Consider the following 18,344-nt stretch of genomic DNA (forward strand, 5'->3'; position numbering starts at 1 on the left):
GCAAGTTGTTCGGGACGTATCAGGACGCGAGCCGCAGCGCGATGGCCTCCTCGAGCATGTCGAGCCGATCCTGCCCCCAGAACAACTCCCCCTCGAACACATAGGACGGCGAGCCGAACACGCCCGCCGCGACGGCCTCGTCGGTGTAGCGGCGGTACAGTGCCTCGATGTCGTCCTGCAGCGCCCGCGCCAGCAGCGCATCGGCATCGAGGCCCTGCCCGCGCACGATCTCGCGCAGCGTGTCCGCCGACGAGATATCGCGTTCCTCGCACCATTCGGCGTGCAGGATGGCCTTGTACAGCCCGAGCACCGGCAGGTGCGCCCGATCGGCCGCGATCACGATGCGCGACGCGAGGTCCGCGTTCGGGCACATGTACTTCGGCGTCGGATTCACGTCGATGCCGAGCTTGCGGCACCAGCGCCTGAGCTCCGCGATGCGATATTGCTGGCGCTCCGGCGCGCGCTGGCCGAGCAGCACGCCGCCCGTGCGCGCATAGACGTTGGGCAGGTCCACGGGCTTGTGCCGGATCTCCACATCCATGCGCCGCGAAAGCGCGTCGAGCCGATCGGCGCCGAGGTAGGCCCAGTCCGAGTTGAGCCAGAAGTAGTAGTCGATATGCGGGCGGGTCATGCGCGCTTACCCCCCTTGTGTGCCGCGTTGCACGGCGCCGAGCGGAGCCGTCGCGAATGCCGAATCGCGCATGCATGCGGCGCTGATGAACGCGATGACGCTCAGCGCGCAGAGATACCACACGATATACGTGGGACTGCCCTTGCCATAGGCGAGCAGCGAGGTGGCGACGATGGGCGCGAGCCCGCCGCCGATGGCGCCCGATACCTGCACCGCGATCGAGATGCCGCTGTAACGCACCTCGGCCGGAAACTGCGCGGAGAACAGGCTGCCTTCGGGGCCGTAGAGGCAGGCGTAGACGAGGCCGATCGCAATCGCGACCGCAATGGTGATGTTCTTCGGATCGAGCGACTGCAGCAGCGAGAAGAACTGCGGCGCGAAGACCAGAATGCCGACCGTGCCTGCCATGAACACCCACTTGAAGCCGAAGCGATCGCCCAGCACGCCGAACAGCGGCATGGTGAACAGCGCGATGGCCGCGCCCCATACGGTGGCATCGAGCATCACCGACTTGGGCACACCGAGCGTGCCCGTGGCGTACGCCAGCGAGAACGTGACCACGGTATAGAACCACGTCACCTCGGCAAGGCGTCCGCCGACGACGGTGAGCACCTGGCGCGGATAGCGCTTGAGCACCACCATCGCGGGCATCTCCACCTTCTCGCCCTTCTTCTGCATCTGCTCGAAGTCCGGCGACTCGGCGACCTTCGCGCGAATGAACCAGCCGACCGCGAGCAGGATCACGCTGGCGAGGAACGGCACGCGCCAGCCCCATGTCAGCATGTCCTTCTCGGGCAACGCGGCCACCATGCCCATGGCGAGCGACGACAGCACGAGTCCCGGCGCGACACCGGCCTGCGGCAGGCTGCCGAAGAAGCCCTTCTTGCCCTCGGGCGCATGTTCCACGGCCATCAGCACCGCGCCGCCCCACTCGCCGCCCACCGCGATGCCCTGCAGCAGGCGCAGCAGCACGAGCGCCACGGCGGCCCAGTAGCCAATGCTGTCGTACGACGGAATCAGGCCGATGAGGATGGTCGGAATGCCCATCATGAACAGCGTGATCAGCAACATCGACTTGCGGCCGACCTTGTCGCCGAAATGGCCGAACACGATGCCGCCGAGCGGCCGCGCGAAGAAGCCCACCGAGTAGGTGGCAAACGCGGCGAGCGTGCCCGTGAGCGGATCGAACGAGGGGAAGAAGATCTTGTTGAAGATCAGCGCGGCCGCGGTACCGTACAGAAAAAAGTCGTACCACTCGATGGTGGTACCCATCATGCTGGCCAGACCCGCGGTGATGTACTCGCGCCGCGTGCGCGTGGTGGGAATGCTGTTCATCGTGACGCTCCTTGTGTGGGGGAATGGCAGCGCGTCACGCTGCGGGCAGCGGCGGCACGCCGTGCGTCTGGCGGGCCCAGTAAGAGAACGTCGCGTTGACGATCGACGGCTTGAGCAGGTAGTCGTGAGCTTCCTTCGCGAGCGCGTCGTCGACGGGCGTCAGCGGCCCGAATGCCTGCGCGCGAATCTGCATGCGCGCGGCGCGCTCGAGGTACACGGAGAGATAGGTGGCCTCTTCGCAACTCTGGCCCGCGGTCAGGTAACCGTGATGCGCGAGGATGATCGCGCGCTTGCTGCCGAGCGCCCTCGAGATGATCACGCCTTCCTGATCGGCGATGGGCACGCCGGGCCATTCGCCCAGGAATGCGCAGTCGTCGTGCAGCGGCGTCATGTCCATCTGCGCGATGACCAGCGGCTGACGCGCGGCGGCGAGCGCGGACGCCCACGGCGAATGCGTGTGGATGATCGACTGGACGTCGGGGCGCGCCTCGTAGACCCACAGATGGAAACGCGTCGCCGGATTGGGCATGCCGTCGCCGGTCAGCGTGTTGAGGTCGCTATCGACCTCGATGAAATCCTCGGGCGTGGCTTCGTCGAAGCCGAGGCCGAAGCGCAGCGTCCAGTAGGCGCCTGGGCGCTCGGACCGCACGCTGATCTGGCCCGCGAGGCCGGCTTCCTGCTCGGTCATCGCGAGGATGCGGCACGCGTACGCCATGGTCTCCTGCATCGTGCGCGGCTTGTTGCGCAGATGCTTTGCCATCTCCGTGGTGGCGCGCGTGTCGAAGTAGGACTTGTCTCTGAGGGGGGCATTCATACTGTTCTCTCTCTCCGTGGTGGCACGGAGCCCAGTATGGAAACGACGCCTTGCGGGTGCTATGCAGCTACGCGCATAGCAGGTATCTCATTCCGTCACGCCTTTGTCATGCGCCGGCCGGGCCCAGCGCGCGTGCGACTTGTAGCGCGCATTCGAGCAGCGCACCGGTCAGGGGCATGGCATGCCGCTCGCCGTGGCCGATGGCGACGATGCGACGGCGCAGCAGCGGACTGCGGATGCGCAGCTTGCGCAGGCCATAGTCGGCCAGCAGCTTGTCCGGCAGGCGGCACGGGAGGATGCACTCGCCGACGCCCGTGGAGACGAGCTTGAGGATCGCATCGACGGTCTCCGCTTCCGCGACGTAGTCGGGGTGCAGGCCCGCGCTCTGGAGCATGCGGCGCAGCGCATAGCCCGGAGGAAACCCGACGAGCCGGAGTTCGCGGCCGTGCAGATCGATGTCCGCGCCTGCGGTCTGGTCTTCGGCCGCCCGCGTGACGAGGCACATCTCGTCCTCGAACAACGGGTGCGAGGTCAGCGTAGCCGTATCCACGGCCGTGTCGTAGACGAAGCCGAGATCGGCCTTGCCGCTTTCCACGAGCGACACGACCTCGGGCGAGCTGCGCCCCATCAGCGAAAGGTTCACGCCCGGGTGGCTGCTGACGAATGCGGCCACCACGTCGGCCATGAAGTAGTAGCTGACCGTATGCACGATCGCGAGCCGCACCGTGCCCTGCGTGGTGCCGTGGCTCTCGCGGATGGTGTCCACGGCCTGATCGATCGCGCGGTACGGCCCCCGGATCGCGTCATGGAGCTTCCTGCCCGCTTCGGTCAGCTCCACGCCGCGGCCCGTGCGGATGAACAGCGGCTTGCCCAGATGCGCCTCGAGCGCGGCCAGCTGCCGGCTCAGGCCCGACTGCGTCTGGTCGAGTTCCTCCGCCGCGCGCGAGAGCGACTTGAGTTCGGCGATGCGAAGGAAACTGCGGAGCTGGCGGTCGGGGGTGTCCATGGGGCAGAGGATACAATCAAACACTGTTACCGGAGTCCCACGTTCATGCCCCTTATCGATATCCGCAATCTGCAGCAGGCCGCGGGCGGCTTTGCCGATGCACGCGGCTGGCGCAAGTATCACAGCCCCAAGAACCTCGCCATGGCGCTGAGCGTCGAAGTGGCGGAGCTCGTCGAGATCTTTCAGTGGAAGACCGAGGAGGAATCGCGGCAGGTCATGACGACCGGCGAGCGCGCGCATGTGGAGCAGGAGCTCGCCGACATCACCATCTATCTGGCGCAGCTCGTGACGACGCTCGGCGTGGACCTCGATGCGGCGGTGCGGGCAAAGATGGAAATGAATGCGGTCAAGTACCCTGCCGATCCGGAGCGCGGCTTGCGCTGACGGATTCGGCCGGACCAACCGGAGCCAGCATGGCCACGCGAAGCAAGGCAGGATCGTATCCCTCGAATGTGCATATCGGCATCGGCGGCTGGACCTTCGCGCCGTGGCGAGACAATTTTTATCCGGCGGGGCTCGCGCATGCGCGCGAGTTGCAATATGCGAGCCGGCATCTGACGGCGATCGAGATCAACAGCACCTACCACGGCACGCAGAAGCGTACGTCGTTCGTGAAGTGGCGCGACGAGGCGCCCGATGGGTTCGTGTTCGCCGTCAAGGCCAGCCGCTTCGCGACCAACCGCCGCGTGCTGGCCGAGTCCGGCGACTCGATCGCGCGGTTCATCGACAGCGGCATTGCGGAGCTCGGCAAGAAGCTCGGGCCCGTGGTGTGGCAGTTCGCGCCGACCAAGTCGTTCGATGCCGAGGACTTCGAGGCGTTCCTGGCGTTGCTGCCCGCCTCTGTCGAGGGCGTGAAGCTGCGGCACGTGCTCGAGGTGCGGCACGAGAGCTTCGCCTGCGAGGCATACCTGAAGCTCGCGCGCAGGTACAAGGCGGCCACCGTGTTCACGGACTCGCCGAAGTTCCCGTCGATGGCGGACCTGACGGCGGACTTCGTCTACGCGCGGCTCATGGACAGCAGCGAGAAGCTGGCCACCGGCTACGGACCCAAGGCGCTCGACCAGTGGACCGCGCGCGTGCGGGCGTGGAGCGACGGCAAGGCGCCGGACGATCTGCCGCGTGTGGGCGACAGCGATGGCCGGCTCAAGGCGAAGGACGTGTACCTGTTCTTTATCAACGGCGCCAAGGAGCGCGCGCCGGCCGCCGCGCAGGCGCTGCTCGGCAAGCTTGGCTGGCAGCCGGCGGAGTGAAGGCGCCGGCCCGCCTATAATCCGGCATGACTTCCGCATCCGAACCCCTCTTCTCCACCCTGCCCCTGTCGGCCGGCACGCTGGCCACCCTTGCGCAGCTCGGCTACGACACCATGACGCCGATCCAGGCCGCGAGCCTGCCCGCCGCGCTCGCTGGCGAGGATCTGATCGCGCAGGCCCGTACCGGCAGCGGCAAGACCGCCGCGTTCGCGCTCGCCCTGCTCCACCGCCTGGACGCGCGCCGCTTCGACGTGCAGGCCCTCGTCATGTGCCCCACGCGCGAGCTCGCGGATCAGGTCACGCAGGAGATCCGCCGCCTGGCCCGCGCCGAGGAGAACATCAAGGTCCTGACGCTGTGCGGCGGCTCGCCGATGCGCCCGCAGGTCGATAGCCTGATCCACGGGGCCCATATCGTGGTGGGCACGCCGGGCCGGCTCATGGACCATATCGAGCGCGGCAGCCTCGATATGCGCGCGATCAACACGCTGGTGCTCGACGAAGCCGACCGCATGCTCGACATGGGCTTCGTCGATGACATCGCCTTCGTCGCGCGCCATTGCCCGAAGGAACGCCAGACGCTGCTGTTCTCGGCGACCTATCCGCCGGGCATCGAGAAGCTTGCGCAGCAGTTCATGCGCAAGCCGCGCGAGATCAAGGTGGCCGAGCAGCATGCGCCCGGCAAGATCCGCCAGCGCTTCTACGAGATCGAGGAAGGCCAGCGCCTGAACACCGTGGCGCGGCTGCTCGAGCATTACCGCCCCGCCAGCACCCTCGCCTTCTGCAATACAAAGGCACGCTGCCGCGACCTCGTCGATCTGCTGCGCGCGCAGGGCTACCAGGCCCTCGCGCTGCATGGCGAGCTCGACCAGCGCGACCGCGACCAGGTGCTCGTGCAGTTTGCCAACCGTAGCTGCTCCATCCTCGTCGCCACCGACGTGGCGGCGCGGGGTCTCGATATCTCGCAGCTGGAGGCCGTGATCAACGTCGACGTCACGCCCGACCCCGAGGTGCATGTGCACCGGGTCGGCCGCACGGGCCGCGCCGATGCCGAAGGCTGGGCGTTCACGCTGGTCAGCATGAACGAGATGGGCCGCGTGGGGAATCTGGAGCAGCACCACGGCGGCGAGTTCGAATGGCACGCGGTGGCGGAACTGCTGCCCACGGGCACCGAGCGGCTGCTGCCGCCCATGGTGACGCTGCAGATGCTGGGCGGCCGCAAGGAAAAGTACCGTCCGGGCGACCTGCTCGGCGCGCTGACCGGCGACGCGGGCTTTGCGAAGGAACAGATCGGCAAGATCAACGTGATGGAGATGTCCACGTATATCGCCGTCGATCGCGCCATCGGCCGCGAAGCCGTCCGCAAGCTCAACGAGGTCAAGGTCAAGGGCCGCAAGGTCAAGGTGCGCATGCTCACGGAGTGATTCGCCGAGTGATGCACAAGCCTCAGCGGAGCTTACGTCCCGTGACAAGATTCGTACAAGTCACCCTGTAAGCGCCGCCGATCCTTTGCTAATCTGGAGAGGCGGCCGGCGGCGTTTTGCGCGGTGCCGCACGGATGTCCCAGACGCAAGAGACCGAACGAGGAGTGGGTATGAAAACCGCACGGCAGGTTCTGGAATCGAAGCCAACGCAAGCCATCTTCAGCATCCCGCCGGTAGCGACGGTGTACGCCGCGCTGCAGCTGATGGCGGAAAAAGGGATCGGCGCGTTGCTCGTCATGGAGCAAAACAAGATCGTCGGCATCCTCAGCGAGCGCGATTACGCGCGCAAGGTGATCCTGATGCAGCGCACGTCGCGCGAGACGCTGGTGCGCGAGATCATGACGAGCTCGGTGATCTATGTGCGCGCGGACCAGAGCACCGATGACTGCATGGCGCTGATGACGCGCCATCGCCTGCGCCACCTGCCGGTGATGGAGGGCGACGAACTCGTCGGCATGCTGTCGATCGGCGACCTGGTGAAGGACATCATCTCCGAGCAGAAATTCATCATCGAGCAACTGGAACACTACATCTCCGGCAACGTCCACTGAGGCGGCGCGAACCAGATAGCCCACCGCTATTCGTCCGCCGTTCCGATTGTTTAAAGCAGGCGCCGCCACCGTTCGGTAGACGCATATAATTATGCGATTACTGAATAAGGCCGCGCCTGATGTCCCCGCCTTTGTCCGCTCAAACCGCACAGCCCACCGCAGAGGCTGGCGGGTCGTCTTCCCATTCTCCCGCAGCCCACGCCAGCCACGAGCAACTCGATCACGGCGCGATCATGCGCGTGATCGGCGGCATCGTGCTGTGTATCCTGCTCGCCGCGCTGGACCAGACCGTGGTCATTCCAGCGGTGCCGGCCATCGCGAACGACCTGAACGGGTTTGGGCATCTGTCGTGGATCGTGACCGCGTACCTGATCGTCTCGACGGTCACGACGCCGCTCTACGGCAAGCTCTCGGACAGCTTCGGACGGCGCCGGCTGCTGATGATCGCGATCTCGCTGTTCGTGGTGGCCTCGGTGGCCTGCGCGCTCGCCCAGTCGCTATCGCAGCTGATCCTGTTCCGCGCGCTGCAGGGCGTGGGCGGCGGCGGCCTGATGTCGCTGGCGCAGGCCGCGATCGCCGATGTGGTGGCGCCGCGCCAGCGCGGCCGCTACCAGGGGTATCTGGCGATGGTGTGGGCCATGGCGTCGATCGCCGGCCCGCTCGTCGGCGGCTGGGTCTCGGACCATATGTCGTGGCGCTGGCTGTTCTGGATCAACGTGCCGCTCGGCGCGCTCGCCATGGCCATGTGCTACCGCGGCCTCGCGCATCTGCGCCCCCGCGGCGGCGCAGTCCGCGTGGACTGGCTCGGCGCGCTGCTGCTCGCGGTGGCGATCGTCGCGTTCCTGCTCGGCATGAGCTGGGCCGGCGACGCATTCGACTGGATCTCGCCCGAGATGGGCGCGCTGCTCGGCATTACCGCCATCGCGCTCGCGCTGCTCGCGTGGCAGGAACACCGCGCGCCCGATCCGATGCTCGCGCCGCGCCTGTTCCATAACCGCGCCTATGTGATGGGCGTGGGCGCATCGGCGATGTCGGCGCTCAATATCTTCCTCTGCATCTTCGCGCTGCCGCTGCTGTTCCAGCTCGTGCGCGGCGCCGACGCATCGATGTCGGGCCTGCTCGTGGTGCCGTTCCTGCTGTCCACCGTGGCCGGCAACCTCGTGGTGGCGTGGCTCGCGCCGCGCGTCGGCCGCATGCGCGGCATCCTGACCGGGGGCTACGTCGCCGCGGCCATCGGTCTGATCGCGCTGGCGGCGGCGACGCCCGCCGTGCCGACCGTCTTGGTGCTGATCGCCATGACGATCGCCGGTGTCGGCCTCGGCATGACCATGGTCGGCACGCTGATCGGCGTCCAGAACGCGCTCGAACGCCGCGACATGGGCTCGGGCACGGGCGCGTTGCTCGTTATCCGTTCGCTCGGCAGCGCCATCGGCGGCGCCCTGGCGGGCACGCTGCTGGCGCTCGAGTTCCGCACGGCGATGACGCGGGCGGGCATTGCCGAGTCGCTCGACCTCGGCGCGCTGCGCCACGGCAGCGAGGCCATGGCGCACCTGTCGCCGGCCGCGCGCCAGGCGCTGGCCGGCGGCGTGGAGTCGGGCTTCCACCTGATCTTCGCGGCGGGCGCGCTGGCCGCGATCGTCGCGCTCGTGATCGTCCGCCGCATGCCGGACCTCGAACTGCGCGGCAGCGTCACCGAGCATGCGAAGACCGCGATGATGGACTGAGGCGGATCGCCCGCAGGAACAGTACACTTGGCGCGATCCCCGAACCGGAAGGTTCCTGAACCGGAGAATGCCGCCATGACCCGTACGCTTTCCGCCATGCTGTCAGCCGGCGCCGCCCTGGCGGCGGCCGCGACGATGGCCGCCTTGCCCGCGCAGGCGGCCGACAAACCTGCAACTAACGCCGGCGCCGCCAGCCCCGCCACGAGCCCCGCGGCCGGCGCCTGCCCGGCATCGCTGAACTTCAAGTTCCCGCGCCTGCAGGACGAGGCCCCGCAGAATCTCTGCCAGTACGCGGGCAAGGTCGTGCTCGTGGTCAACACCGCCAGTTATTGCGGATTCACGCCCCAGTACGAGGGGCTCGAGGCGCTGTACGGCAAGTATCGCGAGCGTGGCCTCGTGGTGCTGGGCTTCCCCTCGAACGACTTCTCGCAGGAGCCCGGCTCGGAGAAGGAAATCTCCGACTTCTGCTACAACACGTATGGCGTCAAGTTTCCGATGCTGGGCAAGACCCACGTGCGCGGCGGCGAGGCGAACCCGATGTACGCGCTGCTGGCCAGGGAGACCGGCACCGCGCCGAAGTGGAACTTCTACAAGTACCTGATCGACCGGAACGGGCAGGTGGTCGGCAGCTACGACAGCAAGACGAAGCCGGACGACAGGCAGCTCGTCGGCAGGATCGAGCAACTCCTGGGCGCGCGCTGAACGCTGCCGGCGCGCCACTGACCATCGCAACCATCGCAACCATCGCAAAAGGAAAACAATGAAGCTCGTACGTGTTGGGCATCCCGGTGCGGAGCGCCCGGGCCTCGTCGACAGCGACGGCCGCGTCCGTGACCTCTCGGGCGTGATTGGAGACATCGGTCCGCAGGAACTCTCGCCTGCGGCGCTCGCGAAGCTGGCCAGGATCGATCCGGCGAGCCTGCCGCTCGTGGACAGCCAGCGCCATGGCGTGCCCTGGACCGGCATCGGCAAGATCATCGCGATCGGGCTCAACTACGCGGACCATGCGGCCGAGGCGGGCATGGCGCTGCCGGCCGAGCCGATCGTCTTCCTGAAGGCGACCACGTCCCTGAACGGCCCGGACGATCCCGTGATGCTGCCGTTCGGCTCCGAGAAGAGCGACTGGGAAGTGGAGCTCGGCGTGGTCATCGGCACGACGGCGCGCAACGTATCGCGCGAATCGGCGCTGGACCACGTGGCCGGATACTGCGTGGTCAACGATGTGTCCGAACGCGAGTTTCAACTGGAGCGCGGCGGCACCTGGGACAAGGGCAAGGGCTGCGACACGTTCTGTCCCGTGGGGCCGTGGCTCGTGACGCGCGACGAGGTGGCGGACCCGCAGAAGCTCGCCATGTGGCTCGATGTGAACGGCGAACGCATGCAGAAGGGCTCCACCGCGACGATGGTGTTCGACGTGGCCACCGTGGTCAGCTACGTCAGCCGCTTCATGACGCTGATGCCCGGCGACCTCATCGCCACGGGCACGCCGCCGGGCGTCGGCATGGGCTTCAAGCCGCCGCGCTACCTGAACGCGGGCGACACGATGCGTCTGCATATCGAGGGCCTCGGCGTGCAGACCCAGCTCGTGGTGCCCTACGGCGAGCGCTAGAACGCGGACTGTCTGTCGGTCATGCACCGACTTGGGTGCGGGGAATGTCTGTCAACGAGGTTCCCCGCTGAAACGTCTTCATACAAAGCGTCGCGTTTCCTTGCAAAGCGTTCCGTGCGGGCAACAGTTTTGCGGCGATTTGGGGCGCATCCGCACGAAATCCGCAATCGGGGTTTTATCTGCGGATTTCACGTGACACACTGAAATCAACGCTGTCACAAGACGAGAGCCCACGCCATGTCCGAACACGCCCCCGAAATAGAGTCGATATTGAAGACGGTTCAGATCGACGAACCCGATGCCGACGGTACCCCCGCCGACAAGCCTTTCAAGCCCCGCCACTTCTGCACGCTGCACGACACGCTCGACAGCCGGGCCGAGCTGCAGGACATCCGGCGCCACATCCACCAGCACCCGGAACTCGCGTTCAACGAGCTCCACACCTCGGAACTCGTCGCGAGCCGGCTCGAGGCGTGGGGCTACGAGGTCACGCGCAACGTGGGCGGGACCGGCGTGGTCGGCACGCTGCGAAACGGCCAGAGCCGCCGCAGCGTGGGCATCCGCGCCGATATGGATGCGCTGCCGATCCACGAGCGGTCGGGTCTGCCGTACGCCAGCGTGCATGAAGGCAAGATGCACGCATGCGGCCACGATGGCCACACCACCGTGCTGCTGGGCGCGGCCCGCCAGCTTGCGCGCACGCGCCAGTTCGACGGCACCGTGAACCTGATCTTCCAGCCGGCCGAGGAAATCGGCGCGGGCGGCGGGGCAGAGCGCATGCTCGCCGATGGCCTGTTCGAGCGATTCCCCTGCGACGCGATCTTCGGCCTGCACAACCATCCGGGCGTGGAAGCGGGCACATTCATGTTCCGCGCGGGGCCGTTCATGGCCGCGTGCGATACGGTGGCCATCACGATCCGTGGCAAGGGCGGCCATGCCGCGCGTCCGCATCAGGCCATCGATCCGATTCTCGTCGCGGGCAGCCTCGTCATGGCATTGCAGTCGGTCGTGGCGCGTAACGTCGATCCGAACGAGACCGCGGTGGTGACCATCGGCACGCTGCATGCGGGCCACGCCCCGAACGTGATTCCCGACAGCGCGCGCATGGAAATCAGCGTGCGCTCGTTCAGCGCCGAGGTGAGGGCGTCGATGGAGGCGCGCATCCGCCAGCTGGCCACCGCGCATGCCGAAGGCTATGGCGCGACCGTGGAGATCGACTACGTGCGCGGCTATCCGGTGCTCGTGAACAGCGAGCGCGAGACGGCGTTCGCGCAGCAGGTCGCCGAGGAACTCGTGGGGCCGGAACGCGCGATCGGCAACTTCCATCGCATCGCGGGCAGCGAGGACTTCGCGTACTTCCTGCAGCAGCGCCCGGGCTGCTTCGTGCGCATGGGCAATGGCGCGAACCAGCCGCTGCTGCATAACGCGGGGTACGACTTCAACGACGAGAATCTGACCGTGGGCGCTGCGTACTGGACGCGCCTGGTCGAGCGTTACCTCTCGGACGAGGCCTGACCGGCCGCTATCGGAAGAACGCGCTCGGCGGCACGCCGAACTGCCGCTTGAACATCGTCGCGAACGCGCTGGGGCTGTCGTAGCCGAGGTCCAGCGCGATATCCACCACCTTCTCTCCCGCGGCCAGTTTTTCCAGCGCCGCGAGCAGCCGCGCCTGCTGGCGCCACTGCCCGAACGTCATGCCCGTCTCGCGCGCGAACCGGCGCTGGATCGTCTTGGGATCGAGCCCGAGGCGCGCGCCCCAGTCCACGAGCGTCAGATCGGAATCGGGCGTCTCCACGATTTCCTCGCAGATTTCCCGCAGCCCCGCGTCGTCGGGCCGTGGCAGATGCAGCGGCAGCGTCGGCACGCGCAACACCTCGTCCAGCAGCAGCCGCATCAGCCGTCCGTCGCGCGAGTCGTCCGCATAGGGCAGGGGGATGTCGATCGCCGCGAGGATCAGTTCGCGCAGCAGCGGAGAGATGCCGAGCACCGTGCATTGGGTGAGCAGGTCCGGCGCGGCATCGGGACGGATATAGGCGGTCCGCATCTGCACGCGGCTGGCCATGCGGATCCAGTGGGTGGTATTGCCCGGCATCCACATGCCGCGCGTGGGCGGCACGAGCCACTGGCCCTGCGCCGTGTTGACGACCATCACGCCGTGCACCGCATGGACGAGCTGCGCGTGGGGATGCTGGTGCGGCTTGGTCTCGTGGCCTGCCGCATAGTCGGCCGCCATGGCCGTGACCGGCATCGGGCTGCGGTCGAACTGCAGATAGGCGGGCGAGGGCGCGTGGGAGTCCGCGCGCGCGGGGGTCGGGGCGGTTTTGCCTGTGGGCATGTCCTTTTCTCCAAGGTCGCGCCCCCATTCTCGCAGGACAGGCGCTGTTTTGCCATTTAGCATCTGCGGACAGTTGGAAAAGGTTCCCAGAAATTTCCAAGGATTCCCAGCGAGACAACCGGGCCAATGAGCCCCCGCACCATGACCACCACCGTCCATACCGCCCAGGCCGCCGCCGGCGCGGCGCAGCAGAAGGAGGAGGGCACGCGCTTCCGCGTGTTGTACGCGATCAGCTTCGCGCACTTCCTCAACGACATGATCCAGTCGCTGATTCTGGCGATCTACCCGATGCTCAAGGGGGGCTTCAACCTGAGCTTCACGCAGATCGGCCTGCTGACGCTGACCTATCAGATCACGGCCTCGCTGCTGCAGCCCATCGTCGGCCTGTACACCGACAAGCATCCCAAGCCGCATTCGCTGGCCATCGGCATGGGCTTCACGCTCGGCGGCCTGCTGCTGCTGTCCGTGGCGCCGACCTACGGCGTGCTGCTGGTGGCCGCCGCGCTGGTGGGCACGGGCTCCTCGATCTTCCATCCGGAGTCGTCGCGCGTGGCGCGCCTGGCATCGGGCGGCAAGCACGGTCTGGCGCAGTCGATCTTCCAGGTCGGCGGCAATGGCGGCAGTGCGATGGGTCCGCTGCTGGCCGCATGGATCGTCCACACGCAGGGCAATGTCGCGTGGTTCTCCGTGGCGGCCGTGATCGCGATCGCCGTGCTGTGGCAGATCGGCGGCTGGTACGGCCGTCATCTGGCCGAACGCGCGGGCAAGAAGAAGGCCGCCGGCGCCGTGGCGAAGCTGCCGACCTCGACGGTCGTGCGCGCGATCGCGGTGCTGCTGCTGCTGATCTTCTCCAAGTACTTCTACATGGCGAGCCTGAACACGTACTACACGTTCTATCTCATGGAGAAGTTCGGGCTCACGCGCCAGTCGTCGCAGGTGTACCTGTTCCTGTTCCTGTTCGCGGTGGCGGCCGGCACGATCCTCGGCGGTCCGATCGGCGACCGCGTCGGACGCAAGCAGGTGATCTGGGCCTCGATTCTCGGCGTGGCGCCGTTCACGCTGCTGCTGCCGCACGCGAACCTGTTCTGGACCGGCGTGCTGACGGTGGTCATCGGTTTTATCCTGGCCTCGGCGTTCTCGGCGATCCTCGTGTTCGCGCAGGAACTGATTCCGGGCAAGGTGGGCATGGTGTCCGGGCTGTTCTTCGGCTTCGCGTTCGGCATGGGCGGCATCGGCGCCGCGGTGCTGGGCCACCTCGCCGATACGCACGGCATCACGTCGGTCTACCGTCTCTGCGCGTACCTGCCGCTGCTGGGCCTGCTGGCGGTGTTCCTGCCGGATCTGCGAAAGCGCGCGGTCGCCTGACAGCCGCGCCTGCGGACAAACGCCCTCTGCCGAAAGGCGAGGGCGTTTTTTTGCTGCTTACTTGCCGGCCTTGTCCTGCGACACGTCCATGATCATGCGCGTCAGCAGATACAGGCGCGGCGTGACCGAGTTCAGGTCCACGTATTCCGCGTCGTTCGAATGCGCGCCAAAGCCGCGCAGGCCAAAGCGCTCGATCACGGGGGCCTTGGTGCCGGCCGCCGCGAACGCGGCATCGGTGCCGCCGCCTTCGGCGGTGTCGTACACGGCCAGCTTCTCGCCGATTTCCGCATAGATGCCCTGCGCGTGCGCGGCCAGCGTGCGCGCGGCCTGCGTGACCTCGAGCGGCGGACGGCGGCGTTCGAACTTCACCTCCACCTTCGTATCGGGAATCAGCTTCTTCTGAATCCGCTCATGCAGCGTCTTCTCGAGGCCGTCGTAGTCGGCGGTGCGGAGCACGCGGACGTCCGCCTGCGCGGTGGCGATGGCCGGAATCACGTTGCGGTTGGTGCCGGCGCTGGCGATCGTCCAGTTGACCTTGAGACCCGTGTCCGGATTCGACAGGTCGCGCATCTGCAGCACCTGGTTCGCCATCTCGTAGAACGCATTGCGGCCGAGCTCGGGCGAGCTGCCCGCGTGCGACGACTTGCCTTCCACCTTGAGCGCGATGGCGCCGATGCCGCTGGTGGCCAGCGACAGGCGGTCCCCGCTGATGCGCGTGGCCTCGCACGAGAACACGGCGTCCTGCTCGGCGCCGAGCTTCGTCATCGTCGCGCGCGCGCCCGGCGAGCTGATCTCCTCGTCGCCGTTGATCAGCACGGTGAGCGTGCCGTAATCCTTGAAGTTCATCTTCTGCAGGATGGCCACGGTGTGGAGGATCACCGCGACGCCGTTCTTGTCGTCGGCGATGCCCAGGCCGTAGGCGCGGTCGCCTTCCACGCGGAACGGCTGCTGCGCAAGCATGCCGCGCAGGTAGACGGTATCCATGTGGGCGATCAGCATGATCTTGCGCTTGCCGGTGCCCTTGAACTGCGCCAGCACCATCTTGCCGACCTTCTCGGGCGTGTCTTCCATCCGATAGACCTCGGTCGGCTCCACCAGCTTCGCGTCACCGCCGAGCGCGGCAAGCCGGTCGCGGATCAGGTTGGCAATGCGGTCCAGGCCTTCGATGTCCTTGCTGCCCGACTCGATCGACACGAGGTCGCGCATGGTGTCGATCAGCGCGGGCTTCTCCTGCTGGGCCAGCCGATAGGCGGGCTCGACCGGGGCGGCCTGCGCGGCGCAGGCCAGCGTGGCCAGCGCAAGCGCGAGGGAGGCGGAAAGCGGCCGCAGGGCGGGGTGTGGCATGTCGGATGCTCCTGTTGTTGTGGGGTAAGTGACGCGAGGCAAAATCTTGGCGATGCCGGCGCGCCACGTAAAGTGTTTTTTGTGCACGCACTGACATGGAACAATCGATCGGGCGAGGAATCTCGATCCGGGCATGCGTTTTGCGGCATCATTGCGGTCATGAAGTCCGCCGTAACCCCGTCTTCCCCCGCCTCCGGGCGTCCCGCCTGCGCGCATTGCCTCGCGCTCGCCGCCGATTCGCGCCGGCGCGAGCCGCATGCGTGCCTGGCCCTGCGCAGCACGGCGCCGCTGGTCAGCCAGAGCGCCGCGGGCGTGCCGTACAGCATGATGTCGTTCACGTGCCGCGAATGCGGGACGTCGTGGCGGCTCTACGATCGTGCCAACGAGCTCTTCGTCTCGTGGGTGCCCGAGCAGCCGCTGGAGACATCGCCCCCGCCGGCGAATGGCCCCGGTGCGTGATTCCGGTGCGCCGGACCGGCGAATGACCCGTTTCCGGGCAACCGCATTCCCATTCCAAACCTCTGCCGACCCTCAGCTTCTCACCATGGTTTCTCCCCTTAGCACGCCGATCCGCACGCCGATCCGCACGCCGAACCTTGCGGCCCTCGCCCTCGCCGCCGGCCTCACCGCCACCGCCGGCGTCCCTGCCGCCCACGCCGCGCAGCCCGACACGTACCCGAGCCGCCCGATCCGTCTGATCGTCGCCTACCCGACCGGCGGCATCAGCGACACCGTCGCGCGCGCGCTGGGCGACCAGCTGACCGCGCAGATGGGCGCATCGGTCGTGGTGGAGAACCGCGCGGGCGCGGGCGGCAGCATCGGGATCGACGCCGTCGCCAAGGCGGCGCCGGACGGCTATACGATCGGGTTCGCCTCGACGAGCCCGCTGACGCTCAACCCGCATGTCGGCCGCGTCAACTACGACCCGCGCCGCGATATCGCGCCGGTGATGAGCGTCATGTACTCGCCGGTGCTCGTGGTCGCGACGCAGGCCTTCACGGGCCAGTCGTTCCCGGACCTCATCGCCCAGTCGCGCGCCAAGCCGGGCTCGGTGCGCTGGGCGACGTCGGGCCTGGGCACGGTGGGCCACGTGATGCTCGAGCAGGTCAGGGCGAAGTCGAAGGCCGACGTGACGCTGATTCCGTACAAGGGCGGCGGCCAGCAGATGAACGACGCGCTCGGCGGCCAGTTCGAGGTCATGAGCACCAACGCGAGCCCGCAACTGACGGGCCAGATGCAGGCCGGCAAGCTGCGCGCGATCGCCGTGGGCGCGCCCAAGCGGATCGAGAGCCTGCCGAACGTACCGACGATGGCCGAACTCGGCTTTCCGAAGGCCAACCTGACCTCGACGTTCGGCGTGTTCGCGCCGGGCAAGACGCCGCCCGCGATCGTCAATCGCCTCAACGCGGAACTGAACAAGGCGCTGGCATCGCCCGAGGTGCGCGAGCGCCTGCTGCGTGACGGCGAAGTGCCCACCGGCGGTACCGCCGCGCAGTTCGCGGCGTCGATTCACGCGGAATACGATGACAACGCGCGCATCGTGAAGGAAGCGGGCATCAAGGCGGACTGAGCGGGACCCTACCGACCCACGCGGCCCGCTACACCGCATCGAGCCGGCAGCCGAGGCCGTGGACCGTGCGCAGGTCCACGCCGTTGTGCGGCCAGAGTTCGAGCTTGCCGCGCACGCGCGACAGGTGACTGTCGATCGTGCGCGCGCCGTCGGACACCTTGCCCTGCCAGACCTGATCCACCATCAGGCGCCGCGTGACCAGCGCGCCGAGATGGCGGAACAGCAGCAGCGCGAGCGCGAACTCCTTCGGCGCCAGCTTCACGCAGCGGTCGCGCACCCACGCGCGGCGCTCGCCCACCTCGAACCGGTAACGGCCATAGACGAGCTCGGGAGCGTCGTTGCCGGGACGGCCGGCACCGCTTCCCCCGATATTCCCCGCACGCCGGAACGGCGCCGCCGCGCGCCGCGCGAGCGCCTCCACCCGCGCCACCAGCTCGCGTTCGCGCACGGGCTTGCGCAGGCACGCATCGGCGCCGTCGCGCAGGCAACCCACGACTTCCGCTTCCTCGTGCGCGGCGGACAGGACCACCAGGGGCACGCCGTGACCGAACGACTGCCGCACGATACGCACGAACTCGCGGACATCGGCGCCGCCGTGGTCGCTGTCCAGCAGCAGCGCGTCGAAGCCCTGATGCCGCATCGCGTCGAGCAGCGCGGTACCGTGGCGGAAGCGCATGCAGCGGTGGGCGCCACGGCGCAGCGCGCGCTCCAGCAGCATCGCGCGCGCCGGATCGTCGTCGAGCACGGCTATATCCACGGCAGCGGCCTCCGGCAGGGATCAGGGGAGGGCCCATGGTAGGAGGCCCCGCCGCGCGCGCGAAGTAAACTTTTGTTGCGGGCCAATAAATGAGGATCGTCTCATGTGCAACGGCCGCCGAGTCGTCTCTAATGATGGCTGACGGCAGCCAACAGGGACGACGATGGGAATTACGATTGCTTCGCTCGAGGACGACCTCTCGGACGCATCACTGATCCGCGAGGCCGCCGCAGCCGCGGGACACGCCTGCACGACGTTCACGCGCGGCTGCCAGCTGCTGCGGGCCCTGCGCGCGACACCTTTCGACATGCTGCTGATCGAATGGAACGTGGCCGGCGTGTCGGGGCGCGACGTGCTCGCGTGGGCGCGCGCGCATCTGGATCCGCGCCTGCCGGTGATGTTCGTGACCGTGCGCGACGGCGAGGCCGATATCGTCGAGATGCTCATGGCGGGCGCGGACGACTATATGGTCAAGCCCGTGCGCCCGGCGGAACTGATGGCGCGCATCCACGCGCTCGTGCGGCGCGCCTATCCGGAGAGCCTGCCCGGCGGGGCGATCGTGGCGCGGGGCA

The 18,344-nt window shown here is 67.6% G+C and carries 19 protein-coding genes; 12 read left to right on the forward strand and 7 right to left on the reverse strand.

Features of this window, described 5'->3' with window-relative positions:
- Positions 1-19: 19 nt before the first annotated feature.
- The 4 genes from AAHB16_RS19495 to AAHB16_RS19510 form a co-directional block, all read right to left on the reverse strand.
- Positions 20-631, reverse strand: coding sequence for a 2-hydroxychromene-2-carboxylate isomerase (locus AAHB16_RS19495; protein WP_150373252.1), 612 nt, complete (start codon positions 629-631; stop codon positions 20-22).
- A 6-nt stretch (positions 632-637) separates the two neighbouring features.
- Positions 638-1,966, reverse strand: coding sequence for an MFS transporter (locus tag AAHB16_RS19500; RefSeq protein WP_342051766.1), 1,329 nt, complete (start codon positions 1,964-1,966; stop codon positions 638-640).
- 34 nt (positions 1,967-2,000) lie between these two features.
- A complete protein-coding gene (locus AAHB16_RS19505) occupies positions 2,001-2,780 on the reverse strand; it encodes an aldolase (RefSeq protein WP_150373249.1) in 780 nt (259 codons plus the stop codon).
- A gap of 106 nt (positions 2,781-2,886) precedes the next feature.
- The gene (locus tag AAHB16_RS19510; RefSeq protein ID WP_342051767.1) at positions 2,887-3,786 is read right to left on the reverse strand and encodes a LysR family transcriptional regulator; all 900 of its coding nucleotides are present in this window, start codon (positions 3,784-3,786) and stop codon (positions 2,887-2,889) included.
- A 45-nt stretch (positions 3,787-3,831) separates the two neighbouring features.
- Between AAHB16_RS19510 and AAHB16_RS19515 the strand changes: the two genes are divergently transcribed.
- The 8 genes from AAHB16_RS19515 to AAHB16_RS19550 all read left to right on the forward strand — a co-directional run bounded on the left by AAHB16_RS19515 (position 3,832) and on the right by AAHB16_RS19550 (position 11,916).
- Positions 3,832-4,170, forward strand: coding sequence for a nucleotide pyrophosphohydrolase (locus AAHB16_RS19515; RefSeq protein ID WP_150373246.1), 339 nt, complete (start codon positions 3,832-3,834; stop codon positions 4,168-4,170).
- A 29-nt stretch (positions 4,171-4,199) separates the two neighbouring features.
- Positions 4,200-5,036, forward strand: coding sequence for a DUF72 domain-containing protein (locus AAHB16_RS19520; protein WP_150373245.1), 837 nt, complete (start codon positions 4,200-4,202; stop codon positions 5,034-5,036).
- A 26-nt stretch (positions 5,037-5,062) separates the two neighbouring features.
- Positions 5,063-6,457, forward strand: a complete 1,395-nt coding sequence (gene dbpA / locus AAHB16_RS19525; RefSeq protein ID WP_342051768.1) for an ATP-dependent RNA helicase DbpA — start codon at positions 5,063-5,065, stop codon at positions 6,455-6,457.
- A 170-nt stretch (positions 6,458-6,627) separates the two neighbouring features.
- Complete coding sequence (locus AAHB16_RS19530) at positions 6,628-7,068, forward strand: CBS domain-containing protein (RefSeq protein WP_342051775.1); 441 nt, start codon at positions 6,628-6,630, stop codon at positions 7,066-7,068.
- Between the two features lie 233 nt (positions 7,069-7,301).
- Positions 7,302-8,792, forward strand: a complete 1,491-nt coding sequence (locus AAHB16_RS19535) for an MDR family MFS transporter (protein WP_342051769.1) — start codon at positions 7,302-7,304, stop codon at positions 8,790-8,792.
- A 75-nt stretch (positions 8,793-8,867) separates the two neighbouring features.
- Entirely contained in the window at positions 8,868-9,494 is a 627-nt protein-coding gene (locus AAHB16_RS19540; protein WP_223851346.1) for a glutathione peroxidase, read from the forward strand.
- Between the two features lie 58 nt (positions 9,495-9,552).
- Positions 9,553-10,401, forward strand: a complete 849-nt coding sequence (locus AAHB16_RS19545) for a fumarylacetoacetate hydrolase family protein (protein ID WP_150373241.1) — start codon at positions 9,553-9,555, stop codon at positions 10,399-10,401.
- Between the two features lie 237 nt (positions 10,402-10,638).
- On the forward strand, positions 10,639-11,916 hold the full coding sequence (locus tag AAHB16_RS19550) for a M20 aminoacylase family protein (protein ID WP_342051770.1): 1,278 nt from the start codon (positions 10,639-10,641) through the stop codon (positions 11,914-11,916).
- Positions 11,917-11,923: 7 nt separating this feature from the next.
- On the opposite strand, the gene AAHB16_RS19555 is transcribed toward AAHB16_RS19550, so the two are convergent.
- Entirely contained in the window at positions 11,924-12,736 is an 813-nt protein-coding gene (locus tag AAHB16_RS19555; protein ID WP_150373239.1) for an AraC family transcriptional regulator, read from the reverse strand.
- 141 nt (positions 12,737-12,877) lie between these two features.
- On the opposite strand from AAHB16_RS19555, the gene AAHB16_RS19560 reads away from it, so the two are divergent.
- On the forward strand, positions 12,878-14,101 hold the full coding sequence (locus AAHB16_RS19560; RefSeq protein WP_150373237.1) for an MFS transporter: 1,224 nt from the start codon (positions 12,878-12,880) through the stop codon (positions 14,099-14,101).
- A 57-nt stretch (positions 14,102-14,158) separates the two neighbouring features.
- Here AAHB16_RS19560 and AAHB16_RS19565 read toward each other — a convergent pair whose 3' ends face one another.
- Positions 14,159-15,445, reverse strand: coding sequence for a M20/M25/M40 family metallo-hydrolase (locus tag AAHB16_RS19565; protein ID WP_150373236.1), 1,287 nt, complete (start codon positions 15,443-15,445; stop codon positions 14,159-14,161).
- 159 nt (positions 15,446-15,604) lie between these two features.
- Between AAHB16_RS19565 and AAHB16_RS19570 the strand changes: the two genes are divergently transcribed.
- Positions 15,605-15,904, forward strand: coding sequence for a hypothetical protein (locus tag AAHB16_RS19570; protein WP_191002156.1), 300 nt, complete (start codon positions 15,605-15,607; stop codon positions 15,902-15,904).
- Between the two features lie 85 nt (positions 15,905-15,989).
- Positions 15,990-17,015: a Bug family tripartite tricarboxylate transporter substrate binding protein gene (locus tag AAHB16_RS19575; protein WP_150373234.1), complete on the forward strand. Its 1,026-nt coding sequence runs from the start codon at positions 15,990-15,992 to the stop codon at positions 17,013-17,015.
- Positions 17,016-17,043: 28 nt separating this feature from the next.
- Here the strand turns inward: AAHB16_RS19575 and AAHB16_RS19580 are convergent, their stop codons facing one another.
- Positions 17,044-17,772 carry a response regulator transcription factor gene (locus AAHB16_RS19580; protein ID WP_342051771.1) on the reverse strand — a complete coding sequence of 243 codons (729 nt, stop codon included), beginning with the start codon at positions 17,770-17,772 and terminating at the stop codon, positions 17,044-17,046.
- 163 nt (positions 17,773-17,935) lie between these two features.
- Between AAHB16_RS19580 and AAHB16_RS19585 the strand changes: the two genes are divergently transcribed.
- Positions 17,936-18,344: response regulator transcription factor (locus AAHB16_RS19585; RefSeq protein ID WP_342051772.1), on the forward strand; the 409-nt coding region annotated here is incomplete at its 3' end.

The organism is Cupriavidus sp. OTU4054 (assembly GCF_038440175.1).
GTDB lineage: Bacteria > Pseudomonadota > Gammaproteobacteria > Burkholderiales > Burkholderiaceae > Cupriavidus > Cupriavidus pauculus_D.

Bases quoted from the DNA above. Each gene is read 5' to 3' on its own strand.
- AAHB16_RS19495 (WP_150373252.1), bottom strand. From the start codon at position 631: ATGACCCGCCCGCATATCGACTACTACTTCTGGCTCAACTCGGACTGG.
- AAHB16_RS19500 (WP_342051766.1), bottom strand. From the start codon at position 1,966: ATGAACAGCATTCCCACCACGCGCACGCGGCGCGAGTACATCACCGCG.
- AAHB16_RS19505 (WP_150373249.1), bottom strand. From the start codon at position 2,780: ATGAATGCCCCCCTCAGAGACAAGTCCTACTTCGACACGCGCGCCACC.
- AAHB16_RS19510 (WP_342051767.1), bottom strand. From the start codon at position 3,786: ATGGACACCCCCGACCGCCAGCTCCGCAGTTTCCTTCGCATCGCCGAA.
- AAHB16_RS19515 (WP_150373246.1), top strand. From the start codon at position 3,832: ATGCCCCTTATCGATATCCGCAATCTGCAGCAGGCCGCGGGCGGCTTT.
- AAHB16_RS19520 (WP_150373245.1), top strand. From the start codon at position 4,200: ATGGCCACGCGAAGCAAGGCAGGATCGTATCCCTCGAATGTGCATATC.
- dbpA (WP_342051768.1), top strand. From the start codon at position 5,063: ATGACTTCCGCATCCGAACCCCTCTTCTCCACCCTGCCCCTGTCGGCC.
- AAHB16_RS19530 (WP_342051775.1), top strand. From the start codon at position 6,628: ATGAAAACCGCACGGCAGGTTCTGGAATCGAAGCCAACGCAAGCCATC.
- AAHB16_RS19535 (WP_342051769.1), top strand. From the start codon at position 7,302: ATGCGCGTGATCGGCGGCATCGTGCTGTGTATCCTGCTCGCCGCGCTG.
- AAHB16_RS19540 (WP_223851346.1), top strand. From the start codon at position 8,868: ATGACCCGTACGCTTTCCGCCATGCTGTCAGCCGGCGCCGCCCTGGCG.
- AAHB16_RS19545 (WP_150373241.1), top strand. From the start codon at position 9,553: ATGAAGCTCGTACGTGTTGGGCATCCCGGTGCGGAGCGCCCGGGCCTC.
- AAHB16_RS19550 (WP_342051770.1), top strand. From the start codon at position 10,639: ATGTCCGAACACGCCCCCGAAATAGAGTCGATATTGAAGACGGTTCAG.
- AAHB16_RS19555 (WP_150373239.1), bottom strand. From the start codon at position 12,736: ATGCCCACAGGCAAAACCGCCCCGACCCCCGCGCGCGCGGACTCCCAC.
- AAHB16_RS19560 (WP_150373237.1), top strand. From the start codon at position 12,878: ATGACCACCACCGTCCATACCGCCCAGGCCGCCGCCGGCGCGGCGCAG.
- AAHB16_RS19565 (WP_150373236.1), bottom strand. From the start codon at position 15,445: ATGCCACACCCCGCCCTGCGGCCGCTTTCCGCCTCCCTCGCGCTTGCG.
- AAHB16_RS19570 (WP_191002156.1), top strand. From the start codon at position 15,605: ATGAAGTCCGCCGTAACCCCGTCTTCCCCCGCCTCCGGGCGTCCCGCC.
- AAHB16_RS19575 (WP_150373234.1), top strand. From the start codon at position 15,990: ATGGTTTCTCCCCTTAGCACGCCGATCCGCACGCCGATCCGCACGCCG.